This is a genomic window from Streptomyces mangrovi, assembly GCF_900114215.1.
GTDB classification, from domain to species: Bacteria; Actinomycetota; Actinomycetes; order Streptomycetales; family Streptomycetaceae; genus Streptomyces; species Streptomyces barkulensis.
Map to the genome: position 1 here is coordinate 257,008 of NZ_FOSG01000006.1, position 23,259 is coordinate 280,266.

A 23,259-nucleotide genomic window follows, 5' to 3' on the forward strand; every position below is an offset into this window, starting at 1 on the left:
CGTGTTCCGGGCGTGAGCGGTCCGCTCTAGGATGAGCCCCGGTTCGCCGGCGACCGCGGGCGGGAGGGAGAAGCGGTGAAGCGTCCCACGATGGTGGACATCGCCCGCCGTGCGGGGGTCACCAAGAGCGCGGTGTCCTTCGCGCTCAACGGCCGCCCGGGGGTGTCGGAGGCGACCCGCGCCAGAGTGCTCGCCATCGCGCAGGAGCTGGGCTGGCAGCCCAACAGCGCCGCCAGGGCCCTCTCGGACGGCCGGGCCGGGGCCTTCGGACTGGTGGTGGACCGCCCGGCCCGCTCCCTGGGCATCGAGCCGTTCTTCATGCAGCTGGTCTCCGGTATCCAGAGCGAGTTGTCCGGGGACGGCACCTCCCTGCTGTTCACCGTCGCGCCCGACGCGGACGCCGAGACGGCCACCTACCGGGCCTGGTGGGCGCAGCGCAAGGTCGACGGCGTCTTCCTGGTCGACCTGCGGGTGGACGACCCCCGGATACGCGCCCTGGAGGAGCTGCGCCTGCCCGCCGTGGTGATCGGCGCACCCGTCGGCACCGGAAGCCTGCCCGCGGTGTGGAGCGACGACGCGGCGGGGGTGCGCACCGCCGTCACCCACCTCGCCGACCTCGGGCACCGCTCCATCGCCCACGTCACCGGGCCCGCCGCCCTGCGGCACACCCTCCTGCGCACCGAGGCGTTCGCCGCCGCCACCGCCGAGCGGGGCGTCACCGGCCGGAGCGTGGAGGCCGACTACAGCGGCGAACAGGGCTGCTCCGCCACCCGCGCCCTGCTGGAGGGCGAGGACCGCCCCACCGCGATCCTCTACGACAACGACGTGATGGCCGTCTCCGGCCTGAGCGCCGCGCAGAGCCTGGGCGTCCGCGTCCCCGCCGACGTCTCCCTGGTGGCCTGGGACGACTCACCGCTGTGCCGGCTGGTCCACCCCGGGCTGACCGCGCTGCACCGCGACATCGCCGCCTACGGCGCCCTGGCCGCCCGCCGGCTCCGGGACGTCGTAGCCGGCCACCGCGTCGAACACCGCCGCGCCCCCGACCCCACCCTCACCGTCCGCGCCAGCACCGCCGCCCCCTCGCGCGACGCGGCCCCGCTGTAGTCGTCGTCGGCCGGATTCCCGGAGATCTCTTCCAAGGCGTGGAAGACCGGCATGCGTCTGGAGGCCGCAGCCCCGGACGATCGGCCCCTGACCGGTAGGCGCATCCGGTACGGGGCCTCCTACTGCGGGCCTTCCGCGTCGGCCGCATCGGCCGCGACGCGGCCGGCCGGACGTTCGTATCGCTGCCTGGCCGCCTGCGGGGTGCCGAGCCCGAGCCCGAAGGCGATCTCCTGCCAGGTCGTGCCGCGACTCCGGGCCATTTCCCCGCGGACCAGCGGGACGAGGCTCAACGCGGCGGTGATGTCGGCGTGGTCCACCCCCGGTTCACCGTGATCCGGCCGTGCGGCCCCACGCTCGTACTGGAGTACTAGGGTGCATACGTTCGTGATCAATGAGTGACGCCTGACCGCCCGCCCTCTTCAACGACCGATCCGGAAGCCCTCCTCGATGTCGATTGACCGCAAGTTACGTTTGTCGCCTCGCCACCTGGAGGCCGAGGCGACGTTCGCGGCAGAAGCCGCCCCCCTGCGTCGCGCCGTTCTCATCTGGCTGCTTCCGGTGCTGTGGACTGTCTCCCTCGGCCTGTGGGGGCTGTCGCGGCAGGACAGCGTGTGGCGGGACGAGGCCGCGACCTGGCAGGTGGCCGAACGCTCCACAGCCGAGATTTGGCACATGCTGGGTAACGTCGACGTCGTGCACGGGTGTTACTACCTGCTGATGCACGTGCTGTTCGACTGCTTCGGGGCCGGCACCACAACCCTGCGGCTGCCCTCGGTGCTGGCCATGGGAGTCGCGGCGGCCTGCGTGGCGGTCATCGGTCACAGGCTGGCCGGCGTGTGGGTGGGCTTGGCAGGGGGTATGGCGTTCGGGCTGCTGCCCGCTGTGCAGTTCTACCTCCAGGAGGGGCGGCCCTACGCGATGGTCGCCGCCGGTGCCGGGATCTCCACACTGCTCCTCGTGACTGCGCTTCGCGGGCGTGGCCGGAGGCTGTGCTGGGCCGCATACGGCGGCACCGTTTGTCTGATGGGGCTGCTGAACTGGCTCTCACTTGTGATCTGCGCGGCACACCTGGGAACTCTCCTGTGGACACGAGCCGGGCGCGAAGTTTGGACACGCTGGATGACAGCCTCCGCGGCCGCCACGGCCTGTGTGCTGCCGTTGATCCTCTTCAGCCGGGGCCAGTCCGCACAGGTGTCATGGATACCGCCGCTGTCCTGGCACATGTTGATCGGCCCAGCGGTTCTGCTGGCCATCGGTGGCGTCGGCGCGCTACTGGACCGGCCCCGAGCAGGCCGGCTGTCGGTGGCAGCCGTCGGGTTACCGCTGCTGGCGGTGCCGCAGATCGGCCTCATCGCCCTTTCCCTGATTCAGCCGTTGTTCCTGGACCGGTACATCCTCTACAGCATGCTGGGGCTGGCACTGCTGATCGGCACTGCCGTCGGCTCGGCGATCCAGGCGGTCAGGCCCCGGCTCCCAAGAGCATCGAAGTGGATTCTCCCTGCAGTGGTTGCCGTGGCGGTGGTGGCACTGCTGCCGCAGACACTGGCCAAGCGGTCCCCGGCAAGCAGGGTGGACGATGTCCTGGCGGTGGCGTCGGAGGTGCGGCGGATGAAAGAAACCGGGAGTGCGGTGCTCTTCGTCCCGTCAGCGCGCAGGGACACCAAGTCCGTCTCACCAAACGCCTTTGCCGGACTGCGGGACATAGCTCTCGCGGAGAGCCCGGAGAGGTCCGGGACCCTGAAAGGCGTGGAGGCGAGCCCGGATCACATACGTGCTGCGATGCTGGCCCAGCAACGGATACTGCTGGTGACGGACGCGACGCGGGTGGCGAAACCGGTGACGGCCGAGCGGGACAACATGAAAACCACCGTGCTGAAGGAGTACTTCACGCCGGTGGCCGGCGAGCAGATTCGTGGCCGCCGGGTGACGGTGTACCAGCGGCTTGCGACAGCTCACTGACCGGCGGCGCAAGACCGCCGTCTCCATCTGCCTCCGTCGCATGACCGGCCGGACAAGTCCCGGGCGGCAGGCACGGCAGGGCATCGCCCACCGTCCGAGACGGGCACCCGATCACTGCGCCATGCGTTCCGCGTCGTCCGGAACCCAGGGAAACGGAACGCTTGGCCATCTCCGGGTATGCCGCATGCCCGAAGAGGTGGGTCGCCCAGTCCACGACCTCACCCCGGCCGGCGTCACACGCCATGGAGTGGATCCGGGCGGCCCGCCGGGCTACCGGACGAAGGCGGTGACGCCCTCGTACGTGCCCTGTGACGCCTCGCCCGTCGTCTCGTACTCCAGGAGCAGCAGTCCGTTCGGCGTCGCCTCGTGGCGGACCAGCCGGAGACCGCAGGGGGCGCCGGGGCCGGACATCAGGCGGCGGCCGGCCCTGAGCACCGTGGGCGCGACCACGAGGCGGAGCGTGTCGACCAGGCCGGCGGCCAACAGCGCGTCCCCCAGGCGGGCGCTGCCGTGGATCTGGATCTCCCGCCCCGGCCGAGCCCTGAGCTCGGCGACCGCGCCGACCGGATCGCCCCCGAGCACGGTCGTGGGGTGCCAGGACCCCTCGGTGAGGGTGTTGGAGACGACGTACTTCGGCAGTGTGTTCATCCGCTCGGCGAATGGGTCGGCCGGGTCGGTGATCGCCGGCCAGTCGCGTGCGAACGCCTCGTAGGTGCGCCGGCCCAGCAGCAGGCCGTCGGCGAGGTCGAGCCACGCGGAGGCGCGCCGCACGAACGTCCCGTCCATGTGGGGCACGAGCCAGCCGCCGCGGCCGAAACCGCCGCTGGTGTCCTCCTCCGGCGAGCCGGGCCCCTGGCTGACCCCGTCGAGCGTGGTGAAGGCGGTGATGGCGATCCTCATCGCGCAGCCCGTCGCGTGGCCGTGCTCTCGGCGAGGGCGGCCAGCTGGTCGGCGACCGAACCCCAGCCCTCGGCGAAGCCGAGCTTGGCGTGGCGGGCGCGGGCCTCCGGGTCGCCGTGCCGCACGACCATCCGGTAGTCCGTGCCCTCCGGGTGGTCGGCCAGTGTGATCGTGGCGGTCATCGCGACCGGGGCGGGATCGGCGGGGCGCCAGGCGCTGTCGACCGCGTTGGTGAACACGATCCGGTGGAGCTCGTCGACGGCGAGGAAGCACGCGTCCAGGTGCGGGACGAACCCGGCGCCGTCCTCGCTCAGCCGCGTCACGAACGCACCGCCGGGCCTGGGCTCCAGATGGTCCACCCGGCAGCGGGCCGGGGCGGGGACCCACCACCGTTCGAGCCGGGAGGGGTCGGTCCAGGCGCGCCAGACGGTCTCGCGCGGCGCGCGGATGATCCGCTCCAGGGCGAGATCGAGGTCGGGGTCGAAGCGGGGGCCGGGGTCGAAGCCGGGGCCGGGGTCGGGGTTCACTGCCTGTTCTCCTCCGGGTCGGTGACGAACTGCTCGAGTCGGTCGGTGCGCTCCTCCCAGATCCGGCGCTGCTGTGCGAGCCAGTCGTCGACGAGGGCGAGCCGCTCGCGGTTGAGCACGCAGCTGCGCACCCGGCCGGACTTGACCGTGTGTATGAGCCCGCTCGACTCGAGCGTCCGCACGTGCTTCATGAACGAGGGGAGGGTCATCGGGAACTCGCGGGCGAGGTCGCCGACGCTTCTGGGCCCGTGGCCGAGGTGCCGGACGACCGCACGCCGGGTCGGGTCGGCGAGGGCGACGAACACGCCGTCCAGCTCCGCCGAATACTTAGCCATGTGGCTAAGTATTGCGCGGGGTGATAGTTAGCGCAAGGGCTAAGTGTTGGGATGGCCGATCGGCGCCGGGTCCGGCTGAGTTCCTCAGCCGGACCCGGCGCCGATCGGCCCACGGTTCTCCGGGAGCACCGCCGCAGGACCGGGCGGGGCCTCAGGCCTCGGGGTTCAGCATCGCCGCCGCGGTGGCCCGGTCGGTCTCGGCGCCGGTGGTCAGCGCGTACAGGGCGTACCCGATCGGGGAGGAGTCCCACAGGTGCTTCGCCTGGGCCGCCAGGCCGGGGTGGACGTGCCCGCCCGCCCTCTCGTACGCGGTGAGGGTGGCTTGCAGCATCTCCTCGCCCGCGGCGCCGTACTGGAAGGACAGGTCACGGGCGGGGTCGTCCACGCGGGCGGTGGTCCAGTCCAGGACTCCGGTGATCGTGCCCTCCTCGTCCAGCAGCACGTGCGCGGGGTAGATCTCGCCGTGGGTCATCACGGTCCGCTCGGGCCAGCAGGTGTCGTCGTCGAGCCAGGCCCGCCAGGCCTCGGCCAGGGCGGGGGAGACGGTGAAGGCCTCGCTCACGCGGGCGATGTCGTCCCGCCACGCCTGACGTACCCGGGCCGGGGTGCGGACCTCGACACCCGCGGCCCCGGCCCGCTCCGGGGCGATGGAGTGCAGACGGGCCAGCAGGCGCCCCAGACGCTCGGCGTAGCCCGGGTCGGCGGGGTCCATGTGCCAGTCGGGCTCCCCGGCGTCGGTCAGGGTCAGGCCCGGGACGCCGGGCAGGGCCGGGTACGCGATCAGTTCGGGGGAGCGGACCTGCCAGTCGGGGACCGCGACGCCGTCCTCGGCCAGGACGGGGGCGACCAGGTCGAGGATGTGCCTCTCGGCGGCCATGCCCTCGGAGACATCGGCGCGGCGCGGCACGCGCAGCACCCACCTGCGGCCGCTCGTGTCGAAGGCCATGACGACCCGGTAGTCCAGGCCCGCCTCGTTCACGGTGGCGTCCCGCGCGGACAGGTGCAGGCCGTGGACGGCGGCCAGGGCTATGACGTCGTCGATCGTGTTCACGGGCCCACGCTTCCACCCGCGCCCGCGCCGCCTCCAGCCCTTTTCCCAGCCCCAGCCACGCCCCCGAGGGCTCCCCCCTCCGCACCGGCTCCGCCTGGAGTACCGGGCACGAGGCCCTCACATGGCCCGGCCGTGCGCTGATCTGCCGGTGCCGTCTCCGAACCGCATCGCGTCAGGAGCTCTAGGCTTCCGCCGTGAACGACATCACGCATGGCATACGGATCAGGCCGGGCAGCCTGGCCGACGCACCGGCCATTCTGGACATGCTCGACTCCGCGGTGGTCTGGATGAACGAGCGCGGCAACACAGAGCAGTGGGGCACGACGCCTTACTCGCAGAAGCCCGGCGGGGTGGCGCGTGTCGAGCGGTACACGACCGAGAACGCCCCGTACATCGCGGAGTTGGACGGACACCCCGTCGGAGCGATGGTGCTGGACTTAGGGCCCAGTCCGCAGATGCCGATCGCGCCGGCCGGGGAGCCCGAGCGGTACGTCCGGTTGCTGGTCTCCGACCGGCGGTATGCCGGTCTGGGGATCGGGGCGGCACTGCTGGCCCATGCCGTCGGGGAAACCCGGCGGGCCGGCGTGGAGTTGCTGCGGGTCGACTGCTGGGCGGGCGGCGGGGGTGAACTGGTTGCGTTCTACGAACGCAACGGTTTCACCCCCACCAGCCGCTTTCTGTCAGATTCCTGGCCGGGGCAAGTGCTGGCCCGGCGGGTCCGTGACCTCGAACCGCCGGACGCCACCTGAGCGGCAGGCACGGCGAGGCGTCAATGCCGTCCGAGGCCGGTGCGTGGTCACTCCGCCAGGCGTTCCACGTCGTCCGGGACCCAGGGGAAGGGGACGTCCGGCCACCGCACGGACGCCCACGCGCCGAGATCGACGGCGAGAACGGCATCGACGAAGACCTGCGGCGGACGGTAGCCGTGAGCGGTGACGTAGTGCGTGACGAGGAACGGAGCCGCGTAGGCGATGCCGGGCGCACCCGGGATCCGTACCTCCCCGTTCCCCTCCGGGGCCTCGCCCTCGGGGCACAGGTCGCACTCGTGCGTTCCCAGGCAGACGTTCATCCGCTGGACGTCCTGAACGGCTCTCAGCCGCTCCGTGAAAGCCTCGGGGACCGTCCCCAACGGGTACGGTCTGCCGACCTCCAGCCACCCGATGTTCAGGCGGGTGTACGCCGGGCGGTACCAGAGGGCGTGGAAGCCCGACTCCCTGTCCGTGAAAGCGTCCTCCTCCTGGTAGGTGTACTCGCTGAGATCCTCGTAGAACATCCGCCCACCACCGTCTCACCGCCTCACCGAGGTCTGTTCGGTTCCGCGACCTGTCAGGGAGCGGCCTGGCCGATGACGTTCTCGGAGATGCCGAACCTCGTCTCGCACTCCGGGCATGTCGCATGCCCGAACAGACGGGTCGCCCAGTCCGCGACCTCACGCCGGCCGGCACCGAGCGCCATGGCGTGGACCCGGGCGCCGATGCCGGTCAGTCCGTCCGGACTCGCAGGGTGCAGCTCGGTGTCGCACTCGTCCGCGTACTCGCCCGGCAGAACGCAGACGGCCGCCTCGCACTCGGGACATTCGACCTCGAACTCCTCCAGCAGCAGGTCGAGTCGGCTGGACCAGACCGGCACGCCCTCGAACGCCAGCAGGCTCTGTGCGAGGTACACGAAGGTCTCCGGCTCTGCGGCCGGGACATCGGACAGACAGGCGTGGGCCACGGACGCCAACTCGGTGATCCGGGAGGCGTGGTGGGAACGCCGCGCCGCGTCGGCTTCGGCGACGATCAGGCCCGCCATGAGCACAGCCTGCCTCCGGTCGCCGGGCGCACGGCCGGCCGCGATGTCCGCGAGGAGCGGCAGGGCGGCGTAGCTCGCCTCGTACACCGTGCCCTGGTGGCACAGCGCCGACCAGAGGTCGTGCCACACCCTCTCGTCCTCCCGGCCGCCGGTGAGGCGGTCGAAGAGACCGGGTACGTCGTCCGCCGGTCCGTACGCGTGCCTGAGCCGCGACCAGTCCACTGTGGGGTGCGCCATGTCCCGCATTCTGCACCGCCTCTTGTGCGGGCAGGACGCCGCCTCCTCGCCCGCGGCCACCGGTTCGGGCCACTGAGTCCGGCCCGGAAGGACCGGGCCGGCTCGCGGGCGGGCTCTCAGCCGATGGTGACCACGCGTGCCCAGGGCGGCGGGGCGTCCGGGACGTAGTGGGGGTCTTCCTCGTCCACGGCGCGGGCGGGGCGCGGGAAGAGGCCGACGACGGTACGGCAGGGCGGCTGGGCGGAGGGCCACGGCGTCTGGCCGTCGGTCAGGGCCACGATCACGTCCGGACGGGGCCCGCAGCGCAGCGCCCGCTCGAAGCCGGAGCGCAGGTCCGTCCCGCCGCCGCCGACCAACTCCACGTCCTCGGCCCGGCACAGGGGTACGGCGACCCCGGCCGCCGCGTCGCAGGAGATCACCGAGACCAGGTCACGCCGCCCGCCCACCGCCCGCGAGATCGCCACCACCTCCAGCAGCGCGCTGCCCAGCTCGGCGTCGCTCACCGAACCGGAGGTGTCGATCACGACGCGGACCCGGGGCGGCGTACGGCGCAAGCTCGGCAGCACCACGCCGGGGACCCCGGCCGAACGCCGGGAGGGCCGCCGGTAGCTGTGGTTCTCGCCCGCCCCCGGCGCGCCCGCCGCCGAGCGGATCGCCGACCCCAGCAGCCGCCGCCACGGCTGCGGCGGATGGAACGCCTCCTCGGCCCACCGGCGCCAGCCCTCCGGCGCCTCGCCCGGCCGTCCTTTGATCCCCTCGGCGACCCGGAAGCGGACCGCGTCCCGCTGCTGTCTGCTCAGCCCGTACGCCCCGCCGGGCCCCAGCTCCCACGGCCGCTTCCGCCCGTCGGCGCCGCTTCCGCAGTCCAACCAGGCCAGGTCGGCGGCGAGCCCCGACATCGAGGCCGTCCGCAGGTACTCCTCCATCAGCAGCCCGTCGGACAGCCCCAGCAGCGACGGCAGCACCGTACCGGCCGGCTGCGGCAGCCCGTCACCGTAGATGTCGTCGTTGATCTCGAAGTCGGCGGCGATGTTCCGCCGCAGCGACTCGCCCGGCCCGTACTCCCCGTGCTCCCGCGCGTACGCCTCGCTGCGCCAGTGGTGGTCCCGGAGCAGATGGGAGACCTCGTGAACCCAGACGCCCGCCAGCTCCTCCAGCGGGGTGCGCGCCACGAAACCGGGGGAGACGTAGACGCGCCAGTGCGCGTCCACCGCCATCGTCGGCACCGAGCGGTCCTCCACCACCCGCAGCGCGAACAGCGCGTCGGCCAGATAGGGGCGGACCTTCACCGCATGCAGCCGGGCGGCCAGCAACTTCTCCATGTCCAGGGCGAGTCCGGCCCGGCCGGCCGGCTCCGGCGCGGGCCGCCGCACCGGAACCGTGGCCCGCGCCGGGCGCGGCAGCGGATGCTCCGCGTCGCCCCTCATCGGCCCGCCTCCGCCGTACGCCCGGCCCCGGCCGCCGCCCGTTCCGCCACCCGCTCCACCGACCGCTCCGCCCGCCGGGCCAGGCCGACCACCCCGGCCAGCCGCTCCACCGCCCCCGGCACCTCCCAGTCGTCGCGCCGCAGCGCGGCCAGCGTCTTCGCCGGGGAGACCAGCAGATCCGGGGCGCCGGTCTCCATCGCCCTCACCAGTACCGCCCAGCCCGCCTCCCACCGCTTGCGCTCCGGCCGCGCCCCCACGGCCGCCACCACCGCCTCCAGCGCCGCCTGGCGCAGATCGCCCCGCTCCGGAAGCTCGGCGGCGGCCGGATCGGCCAGCAGCGACTCGGGGTCCGGGAGCTCCATCCGGTCCAGATGGGCCAGGAGTTCGAGCCCCGGTCCTTCTCCCACCGCGCCCCGCACCAGCAGCGCCAGCACCTCACGCGAGGCGGAGGCCGCCGTACCGAAGGCCAGCAGGGTCAGCGCAGCCTCCCAGCTCCGGGGCGATGGCCAGGCGCCGCCGCGCCGCGTCTCGCTGCCCGGCAGCCGGTGGACCAGCGTCGGCCGGGCCTCCAGGAAGCCGCAGACCGCGCGCCGGGCGAAGGCGACGGCCTCCGGCAGTCGCTCCGGCGCCAGCCGGGGCAGCTCGGCCCGGGGCCAGACCCCGCCCAGCCCGCGCACCACCACCTCCCGGTCGTGCGTCCAGTGCAGATGCACGAAACGGTTGGCCAGCGGCGCGCTCAGATCCCATCCGTCCGCCGCCGACGCGGGCGGATTGGCGGCCGCCACGATCCGGACCCCGGGCGGCAGCCGCAGCGCACCGACCTTACGTTCCAGTACGACCCGCAGCAGCGCGGCCTGGACCGCCGGGGTGGCGGTGGAGAGCTCGTCCAGGAAGAGCAGCCCCCGCCCGGCCCGCACGAGTTCCACGGCCCACTGCGGCGGCGCCATCGGCACGCCCTGCACGGCCGGGTCGTCGCCCACGACGGGCAGTCCGGAGAAGTCGGACGGCTCGTGGACGCTGGCGATCACGGTCGTCAGCGGCAGGTCGAGGGAGGCGGCGAGCTGCGTGAGGGCGGCGGTCTTGCCGATGCCCGGCTCGCCCCAGAGCAGTACGGGCAGATCGGCCGCGACGGCCAGGGTGAGCGCTTCGAGCTGCTCGTCGGCGCGCGGTTCGGTGGTGGTCGCCCGCAGCAGGGACAGCAGGTCGTCGGCGACGGCCAGACGGGCGCCGCTTGCGCGGTCGGTGTCGCCGGCACCGTCGGCCGGGGCAGCGGTGGGCAGGAGGGCGCTGGAGGACATGGGCATCACCTGAATCGGGACAGGGGGCGGGACGACCCGCCCCGGACGTGTTGGGGTGTGCTGCGCGGAGAAGTGACCTCGGCGGGAACGGCCGAGCAGCCGGTCAGCGGGTCAGGACGGTGCGGGGACGGGCTCGGTCGGCCCGCTTGCGGCGGATCGCGGGAGGTGTGTGGCGGTTCAGCCGGGGGCGACGGTCCGCCTCCGCAGCGGCGGCTTCCGTACCGGCGGCGGGGTGCACGGCGACCAGTCCCGCGCGGAAGAGACCGTGGTCGATGCGGCGTGCCGCGGCCGACCGCAACTCCTCCCGCAGCGGCCCGTCGCGCAGGACCGCACCGGGGCCGAGCAGCCCCTCGACCACGGCCAGTGCCCCGGCCACGTCACCGTGGCGCAGTCGCTCCCGCACCGCGGGCAGCTCCTGAGGGCTGCGGTGCACCGCGTCGATCGCGCGCAGGCAGGGCAGCGGCGGCCCGCCGAGCGCCACCAGCAGCTCCTCGCGCCGCAGTTGGGCCGGGTCGTGGTCGACCGCCGTCAGTACCCCGTCCCGCAGCGCGATCCGGTGGACCTCGCCCCGGCACTCCACCCGGTGCGGATCACCGGGCCCGGCATCCGAGCCGAGCACGAATGCCGCGTCGGCCACGGGCGCCGCACCGGATTCCGTCAGCGCCGCGGCGACGAGCGGATGCAGCCGACTGGGCGCGACCAGCCCGGCCCGCAGCAACTCCAGGTCCGGGAGGACCCGGGCCGCCGCCTCCGGCAGCACCGGAAGCGCCGCGACCTCCTGCGGCGGCAACGGCTCCCGCAGCGGCCGGAGGGCCGGAACATGGCTGTCGTCGGGGGCGAAGAGTTCGAGCACGGCGCGGCTGCGCGCACCGAGCCGCACGGTGAACGCCCCGCGAGAGCGCCCCTCGGCCCGCAGCAGCAACTCCGCCTCGGCGGCCCAACGTCCCACCGCCCGGGGCGAGTCGGGAACAGCGAGCCCACCGGGCGAGCACGGCTCCATGGACGGCACCCCGCCCGCTCCCAACACACCGCATCGACAAGCCAGTTCGGCACTCCGCCCGGCATCCCACAGATGCCGGTGCAGGTCGAGCCGGAAACGCCGGTCGGGGTGCGGATGCGGATGGTGCTCCGGAGACTCGCTCCCGGGCCCCTCCCACAGGGCCAGGGACATCCGCTGCCCGGCGTCCGCCCAGGCCGGAGGCGTCCGCACCACCAGTTGCGGCGACGCGGTGCCGGATGATGCCGGATAACGGGCCAGGCAGACGGTCAGACCGGGCCGGAGCCGCCCGTCGGGGGCGATCCGGGGCATGTGCCAGCGCAGCAGATCCGGCGCCAGCCGGCGCAGATCCGCACGGAGACGGGTGGTCAGTTCGGTGCCGTGGCGTTCGCGCACGGCGCGCAGATCGAGCTCGACGTCGATGCGGGCGGCGGCGCAGGCCCCCGCCCAGTCACCGGCCGCACGGCGCGTGGTCGCGGTCTCGATCATGGACGGTGGCACGGCGTACTGGCGTACGCGCCGCCACATCAGAAGGCGGGACGGAATCGTGTTCACGAGGTGATGCGCCATCAGCACTCACCTTGCGGACACGATTCCCCCAATCCACAAGAGGAGAAGTTCTTCATCGGCGGCATCGTAACCACACCGGCGACGATCTGTCAGTCCCCGGCCGCTTGGTGATCTCTCTCCCTCGACGTATGCCCCAACCGTCACAGGGGCTTGAGGCGGGTGCGCAGGAGGCAGAACTCGTTGCCCTCGGGATCGGACAGCACGTGCCAGCTCTCGGTGCCGGTCTGGCCGACGTCGACGGGCCGGGCGCCGAGGGCGAGCAGCCGTTCCAGCTCGGCGTCCTGGTCGCGGTCGGTGGCGTTGACGTCGATGTGCAGCCGGAGCTTCCCCGGGCGGGGGTCACTGGTGGGGCTGATGACGAGGGTGGGTTGCGGGCCGCCGAATCCGGTGCCGGGCGGGCCGATCTCGATGCTTCCGTCGTCGTCCCGGCCGAGCTCGACGTAGCCGAGGACCTCGCTCCAGAACGCGGCCAGCCGTTCGGGGTCGGTGGCGTCGACGACGAGTTCACTGATGCGGCATGCCATGGCCGTCACCCTATGCGGGCCAGGACGGCCCGCGCTCACACGAGGAAGAACTCAGGCCGCAAGACACACCACGGCATGACACAGGGCGTCGACCTGCTCGGGGGACATGTCGAAGTCGTAGGCGATGTCCTCGACCGACTCCCCGGCCTCCCACAGATCGGTGATGGACTTGACCGGGACACGATTCGCCGCGACGACAGGCCGGCCGTGACCGAATCGCGGATCGATCACGACGGGAACGGTCTGCGGATACTGCCTCGGCCGCAGACTCGTGGGGAAGTCGTCGTCGGCGTCCCACGAGAGACAGCGGAGGTGGTCGGACACGGCCTCGTGAATCGGGGCCTGCCCGTCCCGAGCCCTGCGCAGATCCCCGAAACCGTGCTCGACGAAAATGTCCACACCGTCCGTGGCGATCCGCTTCGACACCAGGCCGTAGGGGGTGGCGAAGGCGTTCCGCACGGCCGCCGCGGCCTCCCTGATCCCGCTCATCCGCAGGCCGAGCGAGCGCAGGGACCGCAGGACGTGAGCTTCGGCCACGGCGACGAACGGTACCGAGGGCTGCCCCCTCCGTACCGGTTCCACCTGGTGCACCAGAGGGGCGCCGGCGGCCTTCCCCTTCAGCCAGGACGCGAGGGTCGATGACGGAATCTCCAGGCAGGAAGAGGTTTCCGCAGGCGTCAGCAGTCCGTCCGTGAACCTGTCGACCATGATCGACCTCCCGTTGTCGTCAGGCCTCGCACCGTTACGTGCATCAGCCTCGCGCAGCTTCTCCGGGGTGGTTCCGTGCGGTCGTGCGGCGGCGGTCGTGCTCGGTGTCGAGGTCTTCCAGTTCCCGCAGCGCCGCAGCGCGCTCGCCCTCGGTGACCGGCCCGTGTTCATCCTCCAGCCAGTCGACCAGCTTCCGGAACCGGCCCTGCTCCCGGTCCTGCTCCCGCTTCAGGCGCAGCGCCTCGGTGAAGTACGCCGACAGGCCGCGCTCGGCTGCTTTGGGCCGGAGCTCCTCCAGGAGGTCTTCCGGGATCATCACGGTGACCTTCTCGGCTGCCGTGCGGGGCCTCGTGCCCGGTGAATCAGCCGGTCGCACGGAGTTCCTCGCGCTCCATGCGGCAGTCGCGGCACAACTGGCCGGGCCGGGCCGCGCGGATGGCGCGTTCGCAGCCGTCGCAGGTCTGGAGGGGCAGGACGGCGGGCTTGGCGGGCGACGGGGCCAAGGCGGGCGCGGGCAGGGGCGGCTCGCCGAGGCGGAAGGCCAGGATGCGGGCCGGGCGGGCCAGGAGCCGTTCGGGCAGGCCGGCGGTGAGCGTCTCGGTGATCCGGGCGGGGGACACGCCTGCCGCGAGCCACCGGGCCACGTCCGGGGCGAGCCGGGCGGCCTCGCTCTCGGAGAGGATCAGCCGGGGATCGGCGGCGCGGAGGGAGGCCAGGACCCGCACCGCGTCCGGATCGGCCTCGCCGAGTGGAGCAGGTGGAGCCTGCGGCGACCGCACCACGGCCGGGAGCGGGTCCGGGGGAGCGGCGGCCGGAGCTGGAGCAGACGGCAGAGACGCCGGGTCGGAGGCCGTACGCGGCGCGGGCACGCGGACGGGCGCGGGACGGGGTCGGCGGCCGGGTGGTGGGGTCGGGTCCGGGTCGTCGTCGCCCGGCGGTACGTCGTGGAAGTAGGTGCGGGTGCGGACCCGGCCGTCCGGCCCGCGCTCGCGCCGCCGCTCCAGGTGCCCGGACGCCTCCAGCTCCCGCAGGGCCCGGGAGATCAGGATCTCGCCCTCGGAGAAGTGCTCGCACAGCGCGGTGATGCTCACCGGAGCACCGTCCGGCAGGGATGCGATGTAGGCCGCGACCCCGATGGTGACCGCGCTGCCGGGCCGCTGGGCGAGCGCGTTGGCGAGGACGGTGAAGTTGGCGGTGAGGCGGGTGCGTACGTGGATCACGCCGGATGTCGGCGTACCGGCGCGGGCGCGCGAACGCGCGCTAAACTGCGAGTCAGCCATCGGGAAGGTCTCTGCTTCCTGATCGGTGAGGCCCTCGATCGGGATGCCAGTCCCGGCCGGGGGCCGCAACTTTTTGCGGTTGTCTCGGTGAACGTAACCACCCGCTTTTCGAACCTGCAAGCTCGCCACCCGTACGGGTGACGAGGGGAAAGGGTGGGTGGGTGGGAGGTTCTTTCTCCCGGTTCTTTAGGGGAGTTCGTGGCCCGCCGGACCCTCGTGGGCGAGGGTCCGGCGGGACCAGGGAGCCGACGCACACCGGCCCCCGGATCGCTCAGGCGCGGCGGTCGGCCTTCAACTCGCCTATGAAGGAAGCCCAGGACGCCGGCGGGAATGCCAGCACCGGCCCGTGCGGGGCCTTGCTGTCACGGATGGGGACGATGCCGGGGAAGCCGTCGGCCACCTCCACGCAGTCGCCACCCTCCTGGTTGCTGTAGCTGCTCTTGCGCCACTCGGCGCCGCTGAGATCGGGACGGGACACTCGCTTCACGGTTGTCCTCCAGCGCGGATCGGATCATGTCGAGCGACATGAGTGGGGGCAGGGCTGCCGCCCGCAGTCGATCGTATGTCTCCCTGTACGGCCTGATCTCCGCCGGTTCCTCGACGAGTTGGCCGTAGTCGGCGCCTTCCGTGTAGACCGTCTCCGAGCCGTCCGGCATCGTCAGCAGGGTCAGGGACCCGCCCAGTGCGCCATGCTCGCCCTGGTCGAACGGCAGCACCTGCACGGTGATGTGACGCTCCTCGGCCGCTTCGAGGAGGCTCGCCAACTGGTCCCGCATGACGGCTCGGCCTCCGATCGGACGCCGCAGCACCGACTCGTCCAGGATCACCCACAACTCCGGGGTGCCAGGTGACCAGAGCCTTGCCTGCCGCCCGATCCGGGCCGCGACGCGTTCCTCCAACTGTTCCTTGCCGCTGAGCGTCCGGCCGACGCTCAGCAGGGCCCGCGCGTACTCCTCGGTCTGGAGCAGGCCGGGCACCACATGTGCCGCGTACTGCATGATGACCGAGGCCCGTTCCGCGTACTCCATGAACCTGCGCGACCAGTTCGGGAACGTCTCGCGGTAGACGTACGGCCACAGGTCGACCAGCAGGTCGTCCGCTCCGAGGGCGTCGTCCAGCGTGCGCGCCAGCTCAAGCGTCGGTCTCGCCCCGGAGGCCCGCTCGACCTGGGTGATCCGGCTGGCGACCACATGCGCCTTCTCGCCCAGTTCCGCCTGGGTCAGCCCGGCGGCGACGCGGAGTCTGCGCACCCGCGAGCCGAACAGGGCTGCCATCGACGCTCCGGGATCAACATCCTTGGCCAAAACATCACTTCCGTTTCTTACGTGCTGGAAGGTAAGGCTTCCTCCCCTTCCGAGCCTAGGCTCGCCGGTCGATCCTGAAGCACGGAACGTAATGATCCGCCTACGTTGCGGATCGAACGAGGAAGCGAAGGACGGCTTTCGTGCTGATGACGACGACCACGCCCGACGAGGAACCGCAGCCGGGCGCGGCACACCCGGGAGGTCCCGAACCCCGGCTGTTCACCATGCGGTTCACGTCATCCGCCAAGGGGGCGCGGCTGGCCCGGAAGCTCGCCGTGCGGCGCATGGAGGAGTGGGGGTGGCCGGCCGCGTCGGACACCTCGTGCACCGTCTCCCTGCTGGTGGGCGAGCTGGCCGCCAACGCGGTGCGGCACGGCCGCGTGCCCGGACGCGACTTCCGTCTCGCGCTCGAAGTGCGAGGGGAGGCGATCCGTATCGAGGTCGCGGACGCCTCCCCCATCCCGCCTCCGGCCGCCCCGCCCTCACCGTCCGCCGACGAGGAGTCGGGGCGCGGCCTGCTCCTGGTGGACATCCTCGCCACCCGCTGGGGCGCGGTCCCGCGCGACCCCGTCGGCAAGACGGTCTGGGCGGAGGTGGCGACTACCGGTTGAGCGGAATCCCGTGCTCGTCGGCGAAGGTCCGTCGGCACAGGCCATGGCAGAAGCCGTACAGGGTCCCTTCGTGCACCAGTGTGAGCGTGGAGTCGTCGAGCTCCACACTCATGCCGCAGACCGGGTCGACCAGCCTGCCCTGCCGGGAGCCCGGGTCCGGGGCCTGAGCCTGGGCCTGGCGACCGGTGGCGCTGTCACGGTACGGCCGGGAGACGAGTTCCATGAGATCCAGGCTGCTCACGGCCCTCCCGTGGACCCCAATGCCGCCCTCGGAGACGCCGTCCACGAGGATGACCGCGTGCGGCTCGCGCCGTACCCGCTCGGGGTCGCGGCCGGCGGCCCGTTCGGTCTCGGCCAGGACGTCGGTGATGATCTCCACGGTGTGGCCGCTCACGTCCTTGCGCCACGATGCCGGGACGGTGACCCGTACCAGGTAGCGCGGTGGGTCCGCCGGATCCGATGCAGGCCTCTGGCCGAGCACCCAGGTGGCGGGCTCGTGCACGAGGACCTGGGTGATGGCGCGCTGGGCGTCGATGACCTCGACGGCGTGGCTGTCGTCCTCGACCATGAGCGTGTCGACGATCCGGCGCCCCAGCGCCTGCCGCTCCTCCTCACTCAGCGAGCCCCTGGGCACGTACACCTCGATCAGCAGCATCCCGTGCTCCTGTCGCGCGATCGGCTGTCGGCGTACCCACCACTATGCCCCGGAGGGTTCTGCGTGGCATCCGGGGACATCGGACAAACAGGATGCTCATGCCTCAGTGCATCGGCGGGCAGGCCCCCGCACGCCCCGGTCACCTCCGCGGCGCGCGGGTGCCGCTCAGGGGCCGGTAGTGCCGTCTATGCGTTCCCGCAGCAGGTCCGCGTGGCCGTTGTGGCGCGCGTACTCCTCGATCAGGTGGACCAGGATCCAGCGCAGCGATACCTCCTCGCTGCCCAGGTGCGCGGCTTCCTGCTCGGAGAGCCTGCCGGTCGCATCCAGCGAGGCGCCGGCGGTCAGCTCGCGTCCCCGCGCGACCTCGGCGCGCCAGGCGGCCAGCGCCTCGTCGATGCCGCGCTCGGGGGTGAGCCCGAAACCGTCCCGGCCCGCATCCGCGTGGACCGGGGGCACATCGAGACCGGCGAAGATCCGCTGGAACCAGTTGCGTTCGATCTCCGCCAGGTGCTGGACCAGGCCCAGCAGCGTCATCGACGACGGCTCCAGCGGGGCGGTACGGAGGCCGCGGTCGTCCAGCCCCGAGCACTTCAGCACCAGGGTCTCGCGGTGGAAGTCCAGCCAGCCCTCCAGCGTGGTCCGTTCGTCGGCGCGCGCCGGCGGGACGGTGCGTTCGTGCGGTGTGGTGGTCATGTGCTTCCTCTCTCCAGGCTCTCCTCGGACGTCCTCCCGTAGATCATCCCCGAAACGGGGCCGGTGCCGTCGTCATGGCTGTCCACCGGAACCTCCCGGTACGACAGACCTCTGGGGAGCACCGAGACCACCAGACGGGGATCGGGCTGCCACCACGGCCATTCCAGAGCCAGGTGATCCAGTCCGAAGTCCGAAGTCCGAAGTCCGTTGCCCGGGGCTCGGTGAACGGACAGGTGATGGACAGTACGTCGCCGACCCGGAAGTCCGCATCCCTTGCCACGGGGCCGGATCAGGGCGTGACCAGGGGAAGTCCGCGTACGGTTCGAGTTCACCGGCGCCCGGTGCCCGGTGACCTGAGCTGTGCCGAGGTTCATGGAGTGGCCGATACGCCAGGTGCCGGGGAGGCCATCTGCGTGCGGGACGGGGCAGGGTGAAACCGGGGTCCGTTCCAGGGTGGCCCCCGATGTCCGGACGTGGATCCGTCGGCAGTGTGGGAGACATGATTTCACCTCGTACCTCCCGGAGAGCCTTTGCGGGCGCTGCTCTGTCAGGGGCGGCTGCGCTGGCAGTCCCCGCTGTGCTGCCCGTACGCCGTGCCGCCGCCTCGCCCGCGCCGCTCCCGCCACTGAGTCCCGCCGCTCTGCGGGCGGCGATCGGCGACCTGGAGCACCCCCCGGCGACCGCGGCCCAGCTGCGCGTCGGCGGCACGGCCGGCTCCTGGTACGGCACCTCGGGGGTGGCCGACATCATGACGCGGCGGTCGGTGACAGCGCGCGACAGGATCCGGATCGGCAGCGTCACCAAGGTCTTCGTCGCCACGGTGGTGCTGCAACTGGTGGCGCAGGGACGCATCGCCCTGGATACGCCGGTGCGGCGCGTCCTGCCGGGGCTGCTGCCGGCCCGGTTCGGGGCCGTCACCGTGGCGCACCTGCTGAACCACACCAGCGGGCTGCCCGACCACGTCGGCATCCCGGAGCCGCAGACCGCGGAGGAGGTGTTCCGCCACCGCTTCGACCACTGGACGCCACGGGAGTGGGTGGCCACGGCGACGCACGGTCCGCTGAGGTTCGCCCCGGGCACCCGGCAGGAGTACCGCGGTATCAACTACACCCTGGCCGCACTGGTCATCGAGGAGGTGACCGGCCGTCCGTACGGACAGGCCGTCGCATCCCGCATCCTGCGCCCCCTGAGCCTGCCACGCACTGCCGTGCCCGGCGGCGGCGATCCGCACATCCACGGCCGGCACGTGCACGGCTACCTGGCCATGTCCGACGGCCGCCTGCGGGACATCACCGTCCACGACCAGTCCGCCGGCCGGGGCGAAGGCGACATGATCTCCACCACCGACGACCTCGACCGGATGCTTGTCGCATTGTTCTCCGGCGTACTGCTCCCACCCGACCTGCTCCGGCTGATGTTCACCCTGCCACCGGGAGACGTGCGCATGGTGGACGGTTCCCCGGCCCGTTACAGCACCGGGCTGCAGCGGGCCACCGTCAACGGCACCACCCTCTGGGGCAAGACCGGCGAGACCTACGGCTACAAGACCGCCGCGTTCTCCACCCGCGATCGGCGGCGCCGCTTCGTGCTCGCCTATCACCCCACGACTTTCCGCACCGGTGAGGAGAGCCGGATGGTTGCCCGCGTCGCCGACCTGCTCACCCGCACCCCCGGCCGTCGCAGGCCCGCGTCCCCGAGCTGACATGGCACAACAGGCGCGACGCGCCGGCCTCGGCGCCCGGCGCGAGCGCGAACTGCTCGCCGCCCTCGGCTGAGGATCGGGGAGCACCCGGACGGACGGCGGCGGCAGGCGCCGGGCGGCGGGGCCCGGCGCCCAGCGTCCGTGCCTCAGCCGGGGCGTTTGGCCATGACGACCACGCCCGGGCCGGTCTGCTCCTCGGCGGGGAGGCGGAGCTCGGCGACCGGGTGCAGGCCGGCCCGCTCGATCAGCTCCACGAGCTGCTCCGGCCGCCACTGGTGCGTCGTCCAGCGGACGGGCACGCCTCCGTATGCCTCGGTGCGCGCGATGTCCTCGTCGCCGACGTGTGTCGCCGTGATGAGGTGCCCGCCCGGCTTCAGGGCGCGCGCGAACATGGCGAGGACCTGGGGGAGGACGTCGCGGGGGAGGTTGAACAGCGACCACCACCCGAGCACGCCGCCCAGGGACGCCTCGCCGAGGTCGAGGTCGGTGGCGGAGGCGACGTCGAAGCGGCAGTGCGGGTAGAGGCGGCGCGCGTTCTCGATCATGCGGGGGGAGAGGTCGACCCCGGACACCTCGAGTCCGCGTTCGGCGAGGTAGGCGGTCACCGTTCCGGGGCCGCAGCCGACGTCGAGGACGGGCCCGAGGCCGTGCACGGTGTCGGCGAAGGCGTCGATCGAGGCCTTGAGCCAGGGATGGGTGCGGATGTCGCCGCATCCCGTCGTCCGGACCATGTGAACGTAGTTGTCGGCCACCCGGTCGTAGGACTCACGGACCGTGTCGAGATCGGCCGGGCGGTCGATGGGGTGTAAGCGCATCGGCCGAGGATAGGACAGCCTTCCCTGGTCACGGGACCGTCGGCCTCCCCGGCGGGCCGAACGGCACTGGCCACCGGAGCGGCGCGGTGTTGTCATGGGGAGGGAGGACGGCGACGGCGCGGACCGGCCGGCGAGGGCGCGGCGGCCGGCGCCGTGACGCGGAGGAGGCCGATGCCATGCTGTACCGCCACACGGTCGGTGACGTGATGACCGAGGACGTGGTCACCTTCCGCCCCGACACGCCGCTGTCGGAGGTCGCCGCCCTGCTGGACGCCAACGACATCGTCTCGGCCCCGGTCGTCGACGCCGACGGCGCTCCCGTCGGCGTCGTCTCCGCCTCCGACGTGCTGCGGCACGAGACCGGCATGCCCGACCCGCAGGGCCAGGACGGGGACGACGAGCGCCCCTGGGGCAAGGCCCGGGCCCGGACCGCGGGCGCGCTCATGAGCAGCCCCGTCTTCACCGCCCGCGCCGACTGGGCGATCCCCCGGGTCGCGCGGGAACTGCGCGGGCGGCACGTCAAGCAGCTGCCGGTGGTCGACGAGGACGGGCTCCTGGCCGGCATCGTCACCCGCAGCGACCTGCTCGACGTCTTCATCCGCTCCGATGCCGAGATCCGCGAGGAGGTCGAGCAGGACGTCCTGGGGGACATCCTCGACCTGGACGAGGACGCCGTCGCGGTCGACGTCCGGGACGGCGTCGTCACTCTTCGGGGGGACGTGCCGGAAGCGCGTCTCGTGCCGGTGGTCGTGGCCCTGTGCCAGGGCATCGACGGGGTCGCGGGGGTGGACGCCCGCCTCGCCGCCGCCCGGGCGGGCTGAGCGCCGCGCCCCGGCCCGGGTCCGACGCCGGGCTCAGGAGGAGTAGAGGGCCTCGATCTCCGCCTCGTACATCTTCGTGATCGCCGCTCGCCGCATCTTCAGCGACGGGGTGACCAGCCCCTCCCGCATGCTGAACTCCGCCGGCAGGATCCGGAAGGCCCGGATGGACTCCGCACGCGACACCGCGTTGTTGGCCTTGGACACCGCCCGCTGGACCTCCGCGTGCAGCTCCTCGTCGCGCAGGACCTCCCGGGGCGACAGCGGCTCCCGCTCGCGCAGCCGGAACCAGTGCTCCAGCGCCTCGGGGTCGAGGGTGACCAGCGCCGCCACGTAGGGGCGGTCGTCGCCGACGACCAGGCACTGGGAGATCAGCGGATGGGCGCGGACGCGGTCCTCCAGGACCTGCGGGGCGACGCTCTTGCCGCCGCTGGTGATGATGATGTCCTTCTTGCGCCCGGTGATGACCAGATAGCCCTCGTCGTCCAGGTGGCCGACGTCCCCGGTGGCGAACCAGCCGTCCCGCAGCACCCTGGCGGTCGCCTCGGGGTTGTTGAGGTAGCCGGCGAAGACGACGTCGCCGTGCACCCAGATCTCCCCGTCGCGGGCGATGTGGATCGAGTGGCCCGGCATCGGGCGGCCCACCGTGCCGAACTTGACGCGGCCCATCGGCTGGCCGGTCACCGCCGCGGTGGTCTCGGTCAGCCCGTAGCCGTCGTAGACCGTGATCCCGGCGCCGGCGAAGATCAGGCCGAGTTCGCGGCGCAGTGTGGAGCCGCCCGAGACCGCGTACCGCACCTGCCCGCCCAGCACCGCCCGCAGTTTCCGGTACACGGTGCGGTCGAAGAGCGCGTGCGAGGCCCTGAGCACGGGGCCGGGCCCGGGGCCCGTGCCGGCGTTGTGCTGCTCCACGGCCTCGGCGTAGCGCACCGCGACGTCCATCGCCCGGTCGAACACCTCGCCCTTGCCGGCCTCCAGAGCGGCCTGCCGGGCCTTGCGGTAGATCTTCTCGAAGACGTAGGGCACGGCGAAGACGAACGTCGGCCTGAAGGACGCGAGCGCGGGCAGCAGCTCGGCGGGCGCGATCTCGGGCTGGTGGCCCAGGAGTACGCCGTTGCGGATGCAGAAGACCTGCACCATCAGGCCGTAGATGTGGGACAGCGGCAGGAAGGCGAGGATGGCGGGCCGCTCGCCCTGCGCGGCGATGAGCCCGGGCCAGCCGGCGAGCAGGATGTCGCACTCGGCCGCGAGGTTGGCGTGGGTGATCACGCAGCCCTTGGGGCGGCCGGTGGTGCCGGAGGTGTAGGTGACGGCGGCGACCGAGCGCGGTGTCACCGCCAGGCGGTGGCGGTCCACCAGATCGTCGGGGACGCCGCGCCCCAGCTCGGTCAGCTCCCGCAGGCAGCCGGTGTCGAGCTGCCAGATGCGGCGCAGCGACGGCGCCGCGTCGCACACCGAGCCCACCGTCATGGCGTGCTCCTCGTGCTCGACGACGACCGCCGCCACCTGCGCGTCGGCCAGAATCCAGCGCACCTGTTCGGCGGAGGAGGTGGGGTAGACGGGCACGACCTGGGCGCCGATCGTCCACAGCGCGTAGCTGAGCAGCGTCCATTCGTAGCGGGTGCGGGCCATCACCGCGACCCGGTCGTCGAACCGTATGCCGTCGGCCAGCAGGCCCTTGGCCAGGGTCCTCACCTCGTCGCGGAAGGCGGCGGCGGTGACGGTGGCCCACTCACCGCCCGCCGGAACACCACCGGCCGGATCACCGCCCGCCGGTGCCGCACGGCGGGCGAGCTGCGCGAAGTGCGGGTCGCGTTCGGCCAGTTCATGGACCGAGTCCGCCAGCCCTCCCTTCCGCATCGGCTCCACCACGGGCGGAAGGCTGAAATCGCGCACGGCACCCCCATCACCGAACCTCTGCCGCATCGCGTTCCGGGCGGCAGGGGGCGA

At 72.5% G+C, this 23,259-nt stretch carries 25 protein-coding genes and 1 pseudogene; 6 read left to right on the forward strand and 20 right to left on the reverse strand.

Annotation, left to right across the window (positions count from 1 at the left end; translation table 11 throughout):
• The first annotated feature begins 75 nt into the window (after positions 1–75).
• Positions 76–1,104 (forward strand): LacI family DNA-binding transcriptional regulator, encoded by a 1,029-nt coding sequence (locus BM237_RS11260; RefSeq protein ID WP_093849429.1) that lies wholly within the window; start codon positions 76–78, stop codon positions 1,102–1,104.
• Positions 1,105–1,223: 119 nt separating this feature from the next.
• Here BM237_RS11260 and BM237_RS11265 read toward each other — a convergent pair.
• Positions 1,224–1,454 (reverse strand): annotated as a pseudogene (locus BM237_RS11265) (DNA-binding protein); the annotation flags it as partial.
• Positions 1,455–1,551: 97 nt separating this feature from the next.
• Here BM237_RS11265 and BM237_RS11270 point away from each other — a divergent pair.
• Positions 1,552–3,063 carry a glycosyltransferase family 39 protein gene (locus BM237_RS11270; protein ID WP_240957878.1) on the forward strand — a complete coding sequence of 504 codons (1,512 nt, stop codon included), beginning with the start codon at positions 1,552–1,554 and terminating at the stop codon, positions 3,061–3,063.
• A gap of 270 nt (positions 3,064–3,333) precedes the next feature.
• Here the strand turns inward: BM237_RS11270 and BM237_RS11275 are convergent, their stop codons facing one another.
• The 4 genes from BM237_RS11275 to BM237_RS11290 all read right to left on the reverse strand — a co-directional run bounded on the left by BM237_RS11275 (position 3,334) and on the right by BM237_RS11290 (position 5,876).
• Positions 3,334–3,963 (reverse strand): dihydrofolate reductase family protein, encoded by a 630-nt coding sequence (locus BM237_RS11275; RefSeq protein ID WP_093849430.1) that lies wholly within the window; start codon positions 3,961–3,963, stop codon positions 3,334–3,336.
• Positions 3,960–4,490 (reverse strand): SRPBCC domain-containing protein, encoded by a 531-nt coding sequence (locus BM237_RS11280; protein WP_093849431.1) that lies wholly within the window; start codon positions 4,488–4,490, stop codon positions 3,960–3,962. The genes BM237_RS11275 and BM237_RS11280 overlap by 4 nt, the downstream gene beginning before the upstream one ends.
• Positions 4,487–4,825, reverse strand: a complete 339-nt coding sequence (locus tag BM237_RS11285; RefSeq protein WP_093849432.1) for an ArsR/SmtB family transcription factor — start codon at positions 4,823–4,825, stop codon at positions 4,487–4,489. Before BM237_RS11285 ends, BM237_RS11280 begins: the two co-directional genes overlap by 4 nt.
• A 151-nt stretch (positions 4,826–4,976) precedes the next feature.
• Positions 4,977–5,876, reverse strand: a complete 900-nt coding sequence (locus tag BM237_RS11290; RefSeq protein WP_093849433.1) for a macrolide 2'-phosphotransferase — start codon at positions 5,874–5,876, stop codon at positions 4,977–4,979.
• A gap of 194 nt (positions 5,877–6,070) precedes the next feature.
• Between BM237_RS11290 and BM237_RS11295 the strand changes: the two genes are divergently transcribed.
• On the forward strand, positions 6,071–6,625 hold the full coding sequence (locus BM237_RS11295) for a GNAT family N-acetyltransferase (RefSeq protein WP_093849434.1): 555 nt from the start codon (positions 6,071–6,073) through the stop codon (positions 6,623–6,625).
• Between the two features lie 47 nt (positions 6,626–6,672).
• Here the strand turns inward: BM237_RS11295 and BM237_RS11300 are convergent, their stop codons facing one another.
• The 11 genes from BM237_RS11300 to BM237_RS11350 form a co-directional block, all read right to left on the reverse strand.
• On the reverse strand, positions 6,673–7,149 hold the full coding sequence (locus BM237_RS11300) for a DUF7919 family protein (RefSeq protein ID WP_093849435.1): 477 nt from the start codon (positions 7,147–7,149) through the stop codon (positions 6,673–6,675).
• 53 nt (positions 7,150–7,202) lie between these two features.
• Positions 7,203–7,907, reverse strand: a complete 705-nt coding sequence (locus tag BM237_RS11305; protein ID WP_139238089.1) for a hypothetical protein — start codon at positions 7,905–7,907, stop codon at positions 7,203–7,205.
• A 116-nt stretch (positions 7,908–8,023) separates the two neighbouring features.
• Complete coding sequence (locus tag BM237_RS11310; RefSeq protein WP_093849511.1) at positions 8,024–9,229, reverse strand: vWA domain-containing protein; 1,206 nt, start codon at positions 9,227–9,229, stop codon at positions 8,024–8,026.
• 101 nt (positions 9,230–9,330) lie between these two features.
• Positions 9,331–10,638: an AAA family ATPase gene (locus BM237_RS11315; protein ID WP_425443679.1), complete on the reverse strand. Its 1,308-nt coding sequence runs from the start codon at positions 10,636–10,638 to the stop codon at positions 9,331–9,333.
• Positions 10,639–10,735: 97 nt separating this feature from the next.
• A complete protein-coding gene (locus tag BM237_RS11320) occupies positions 10,736–12,199 on the reverse strand; it encodes a hypothetical protein (protein WP_093849438.1) in 1,464 nt (487 codons plus the stop codon).
• Positions 12,200–12,339: 140 nt separating this feature from the next.
• Positions 12,340–12,723: a VOC family protein gene (locus BM237_RS11325; RefSeq protein WP_093849439.1), complete on the reverse strand. Its 384-nt coding sequence runs from the start codon at positions 12,721–12,723 to the stop codon at positions 12,340–12,342.
• Between the two features lie 51 nt (positions 12,724–12,774).
• Positions 12,775–13,431 carry a DUF433 domain-containing protein gene (locus BM237_RS11330; RefSeq protein WP_093849440.1) on the reverse strand — a complete coding sequence of 219 codons (657 nt, stop codon included), beginning with the start codon at positions 13,429–13,431 and terminating at the stop codon, positions 12,775–12,777.
• 43 nt (positions 13,432–13,474) lie between these two features.
• Complete coding sequence (locus BM237_RS11335) at positions 13,475–13,747, reverse strand: CopG family transcriptional regulator (protein ID WP_093849441.1); 273 nt, start codon at positions 13,745–13,747, stop codon at positions 13,475–13,477.
• A 46-nt stretch (positions 13,748–13,793) separates the two neighbouring features.
• Positions 13,794–14,711, reverse strand: coding sequence for a hypothetical protein (locus BM237_RS11340; protein WP_093849442.1), 918 nt, complete (start codon positions 14,709–14,711; stop codon positions 13,794–13,796).
• 271 nt (positions 14,712–14,982) lie between these two features.
• Positions 14,983–15,117 carry a DUF397 domain-containing protein gene (locus tag BM237_RS29860; RefSeq protein WP_093849443.1) on the reverse strand — a complete coding sequence of 45 codons (135 nt, stop codon included), beginning with the start codon at positions 15,115–15,117 and terminating at the stop codon, positions 14,983–14,985.
• Positions 15,074–15,985 (reverse strand): helix-turn-helix domain-containing protein, encoded by a 912-nt coding sequence (locus BM237_RS11350; protein WP_093849444.1) that lies wholly within the window; start codon positions 15,983–15,985, stop codon positions 15,074–15,076. The genes BM237_RS29860 and BM237_RS11350 overlap by 44 nt, the downstream gene beginning before the upstream one ends.
• Before the next feature lie 176 nt (positions 15,986–16,161).
• Here BM237_RS11350 and BM237_RS11355 point away from each other — a divergent pair, with 176 nt between their 5' ends.
• Positions 16,162–16,626 (forward strand): ATP-binding protein, encoded by a 465-nt coding sequence (locus BM237_RS11355; protein ID WP_093849512.1) that lies wholly within the window; start codon positions 16,162–16,164, stop codon positions 16,624–16,626.
• Here BM237_RS11355 and BM237_RS11360 read toward each other — a convergent pair.
• Positions 16,616–17,281: a YHS domain-containing protein gene (locus BM237_RS11360; RefSeq protein WP_093849445.1), complete on the reverse strand. Its 666-nt coding sequence runs from the start codon at positions 17,279–17,281 to the stop codon at positions 16,616–16,618. The genes BM237_RS11355 and BM237_RS11360 overlap by 11 nt on opposite strands.
• Before the next feature lie 165 nt (positions 17,282–17,446).
• Entirely contained in the window at positions 17,447–17,974 is a 528-nt protein-coding gene (locus BM237_RS11365) for a DinB family protein (RefSeq protein ID WP_093849446.1), read from the reverse strand.
• Between the two features lie 499 nt (positions 17,975–18,473).
• Between BM237_RS11365 and BM237_RS11370 the strand changes: the two genes are divergently transcribed.
• Entirely contained in the window at positions 18,474–19,676 is a 1,203-nt protein-coding gene (locus tag BM237_RS11370) for a serine hydrolase domain-containing protein (RefSeq protein ID WP_093849447.1), read from the forward strand.
• A 146-nt stretch (positions 19,677–19,822) separates the two neighbouring features.
• On the opposite strand, the gene BM237_RS11375 is transcribed toward BM237_RS11370, so the two are convergent.
• Positions 19,823–20,491 (reverse strand): class I SAM-dependent methyltransferase, encoded by a 669-nt coding sequence (locus tag BM237_RS11375; RefSeq protein ID WP_093849448.1) that lies wholly within the window; start codon positions 20,489–20,491, stop codon positions 19,823–19,825.
• A gap of 176 nt (positions 20,492–20,667) precedes the next feature.
• Here BM237_RS11375 and BM237_RS11380 point away from each other — a divergent pair, with 176 nt between their 5' ends.
• Positions 20,668–21,312: a CBS domain-containing protein gene (locus tag BM237_RS11380; protein ID WP_093849449.1), complete on the forward strand. Its 645-nt coding sequence runs from the start codon at positions 20,668–20,670 to the stop codon at positions 21,310–21,312.
• Between the two features lie 33 nt (positions 21,313–21,345).
• On the opposite strand, the gene BM237_RS11385 is transcribed toward BM237_RS11380, so the two are convergent.
• Entirely contained in the window at positions 21,346–23,205 is a 1,860-nt protein-coding gene (locus tag BM237_RS11385) for an AMP-dependent synthetase/ligase (protein WP_093849450.1), read from the reverse strand.
• Positions 23,206–23,259: the final 54 nt, after the last annotated feature.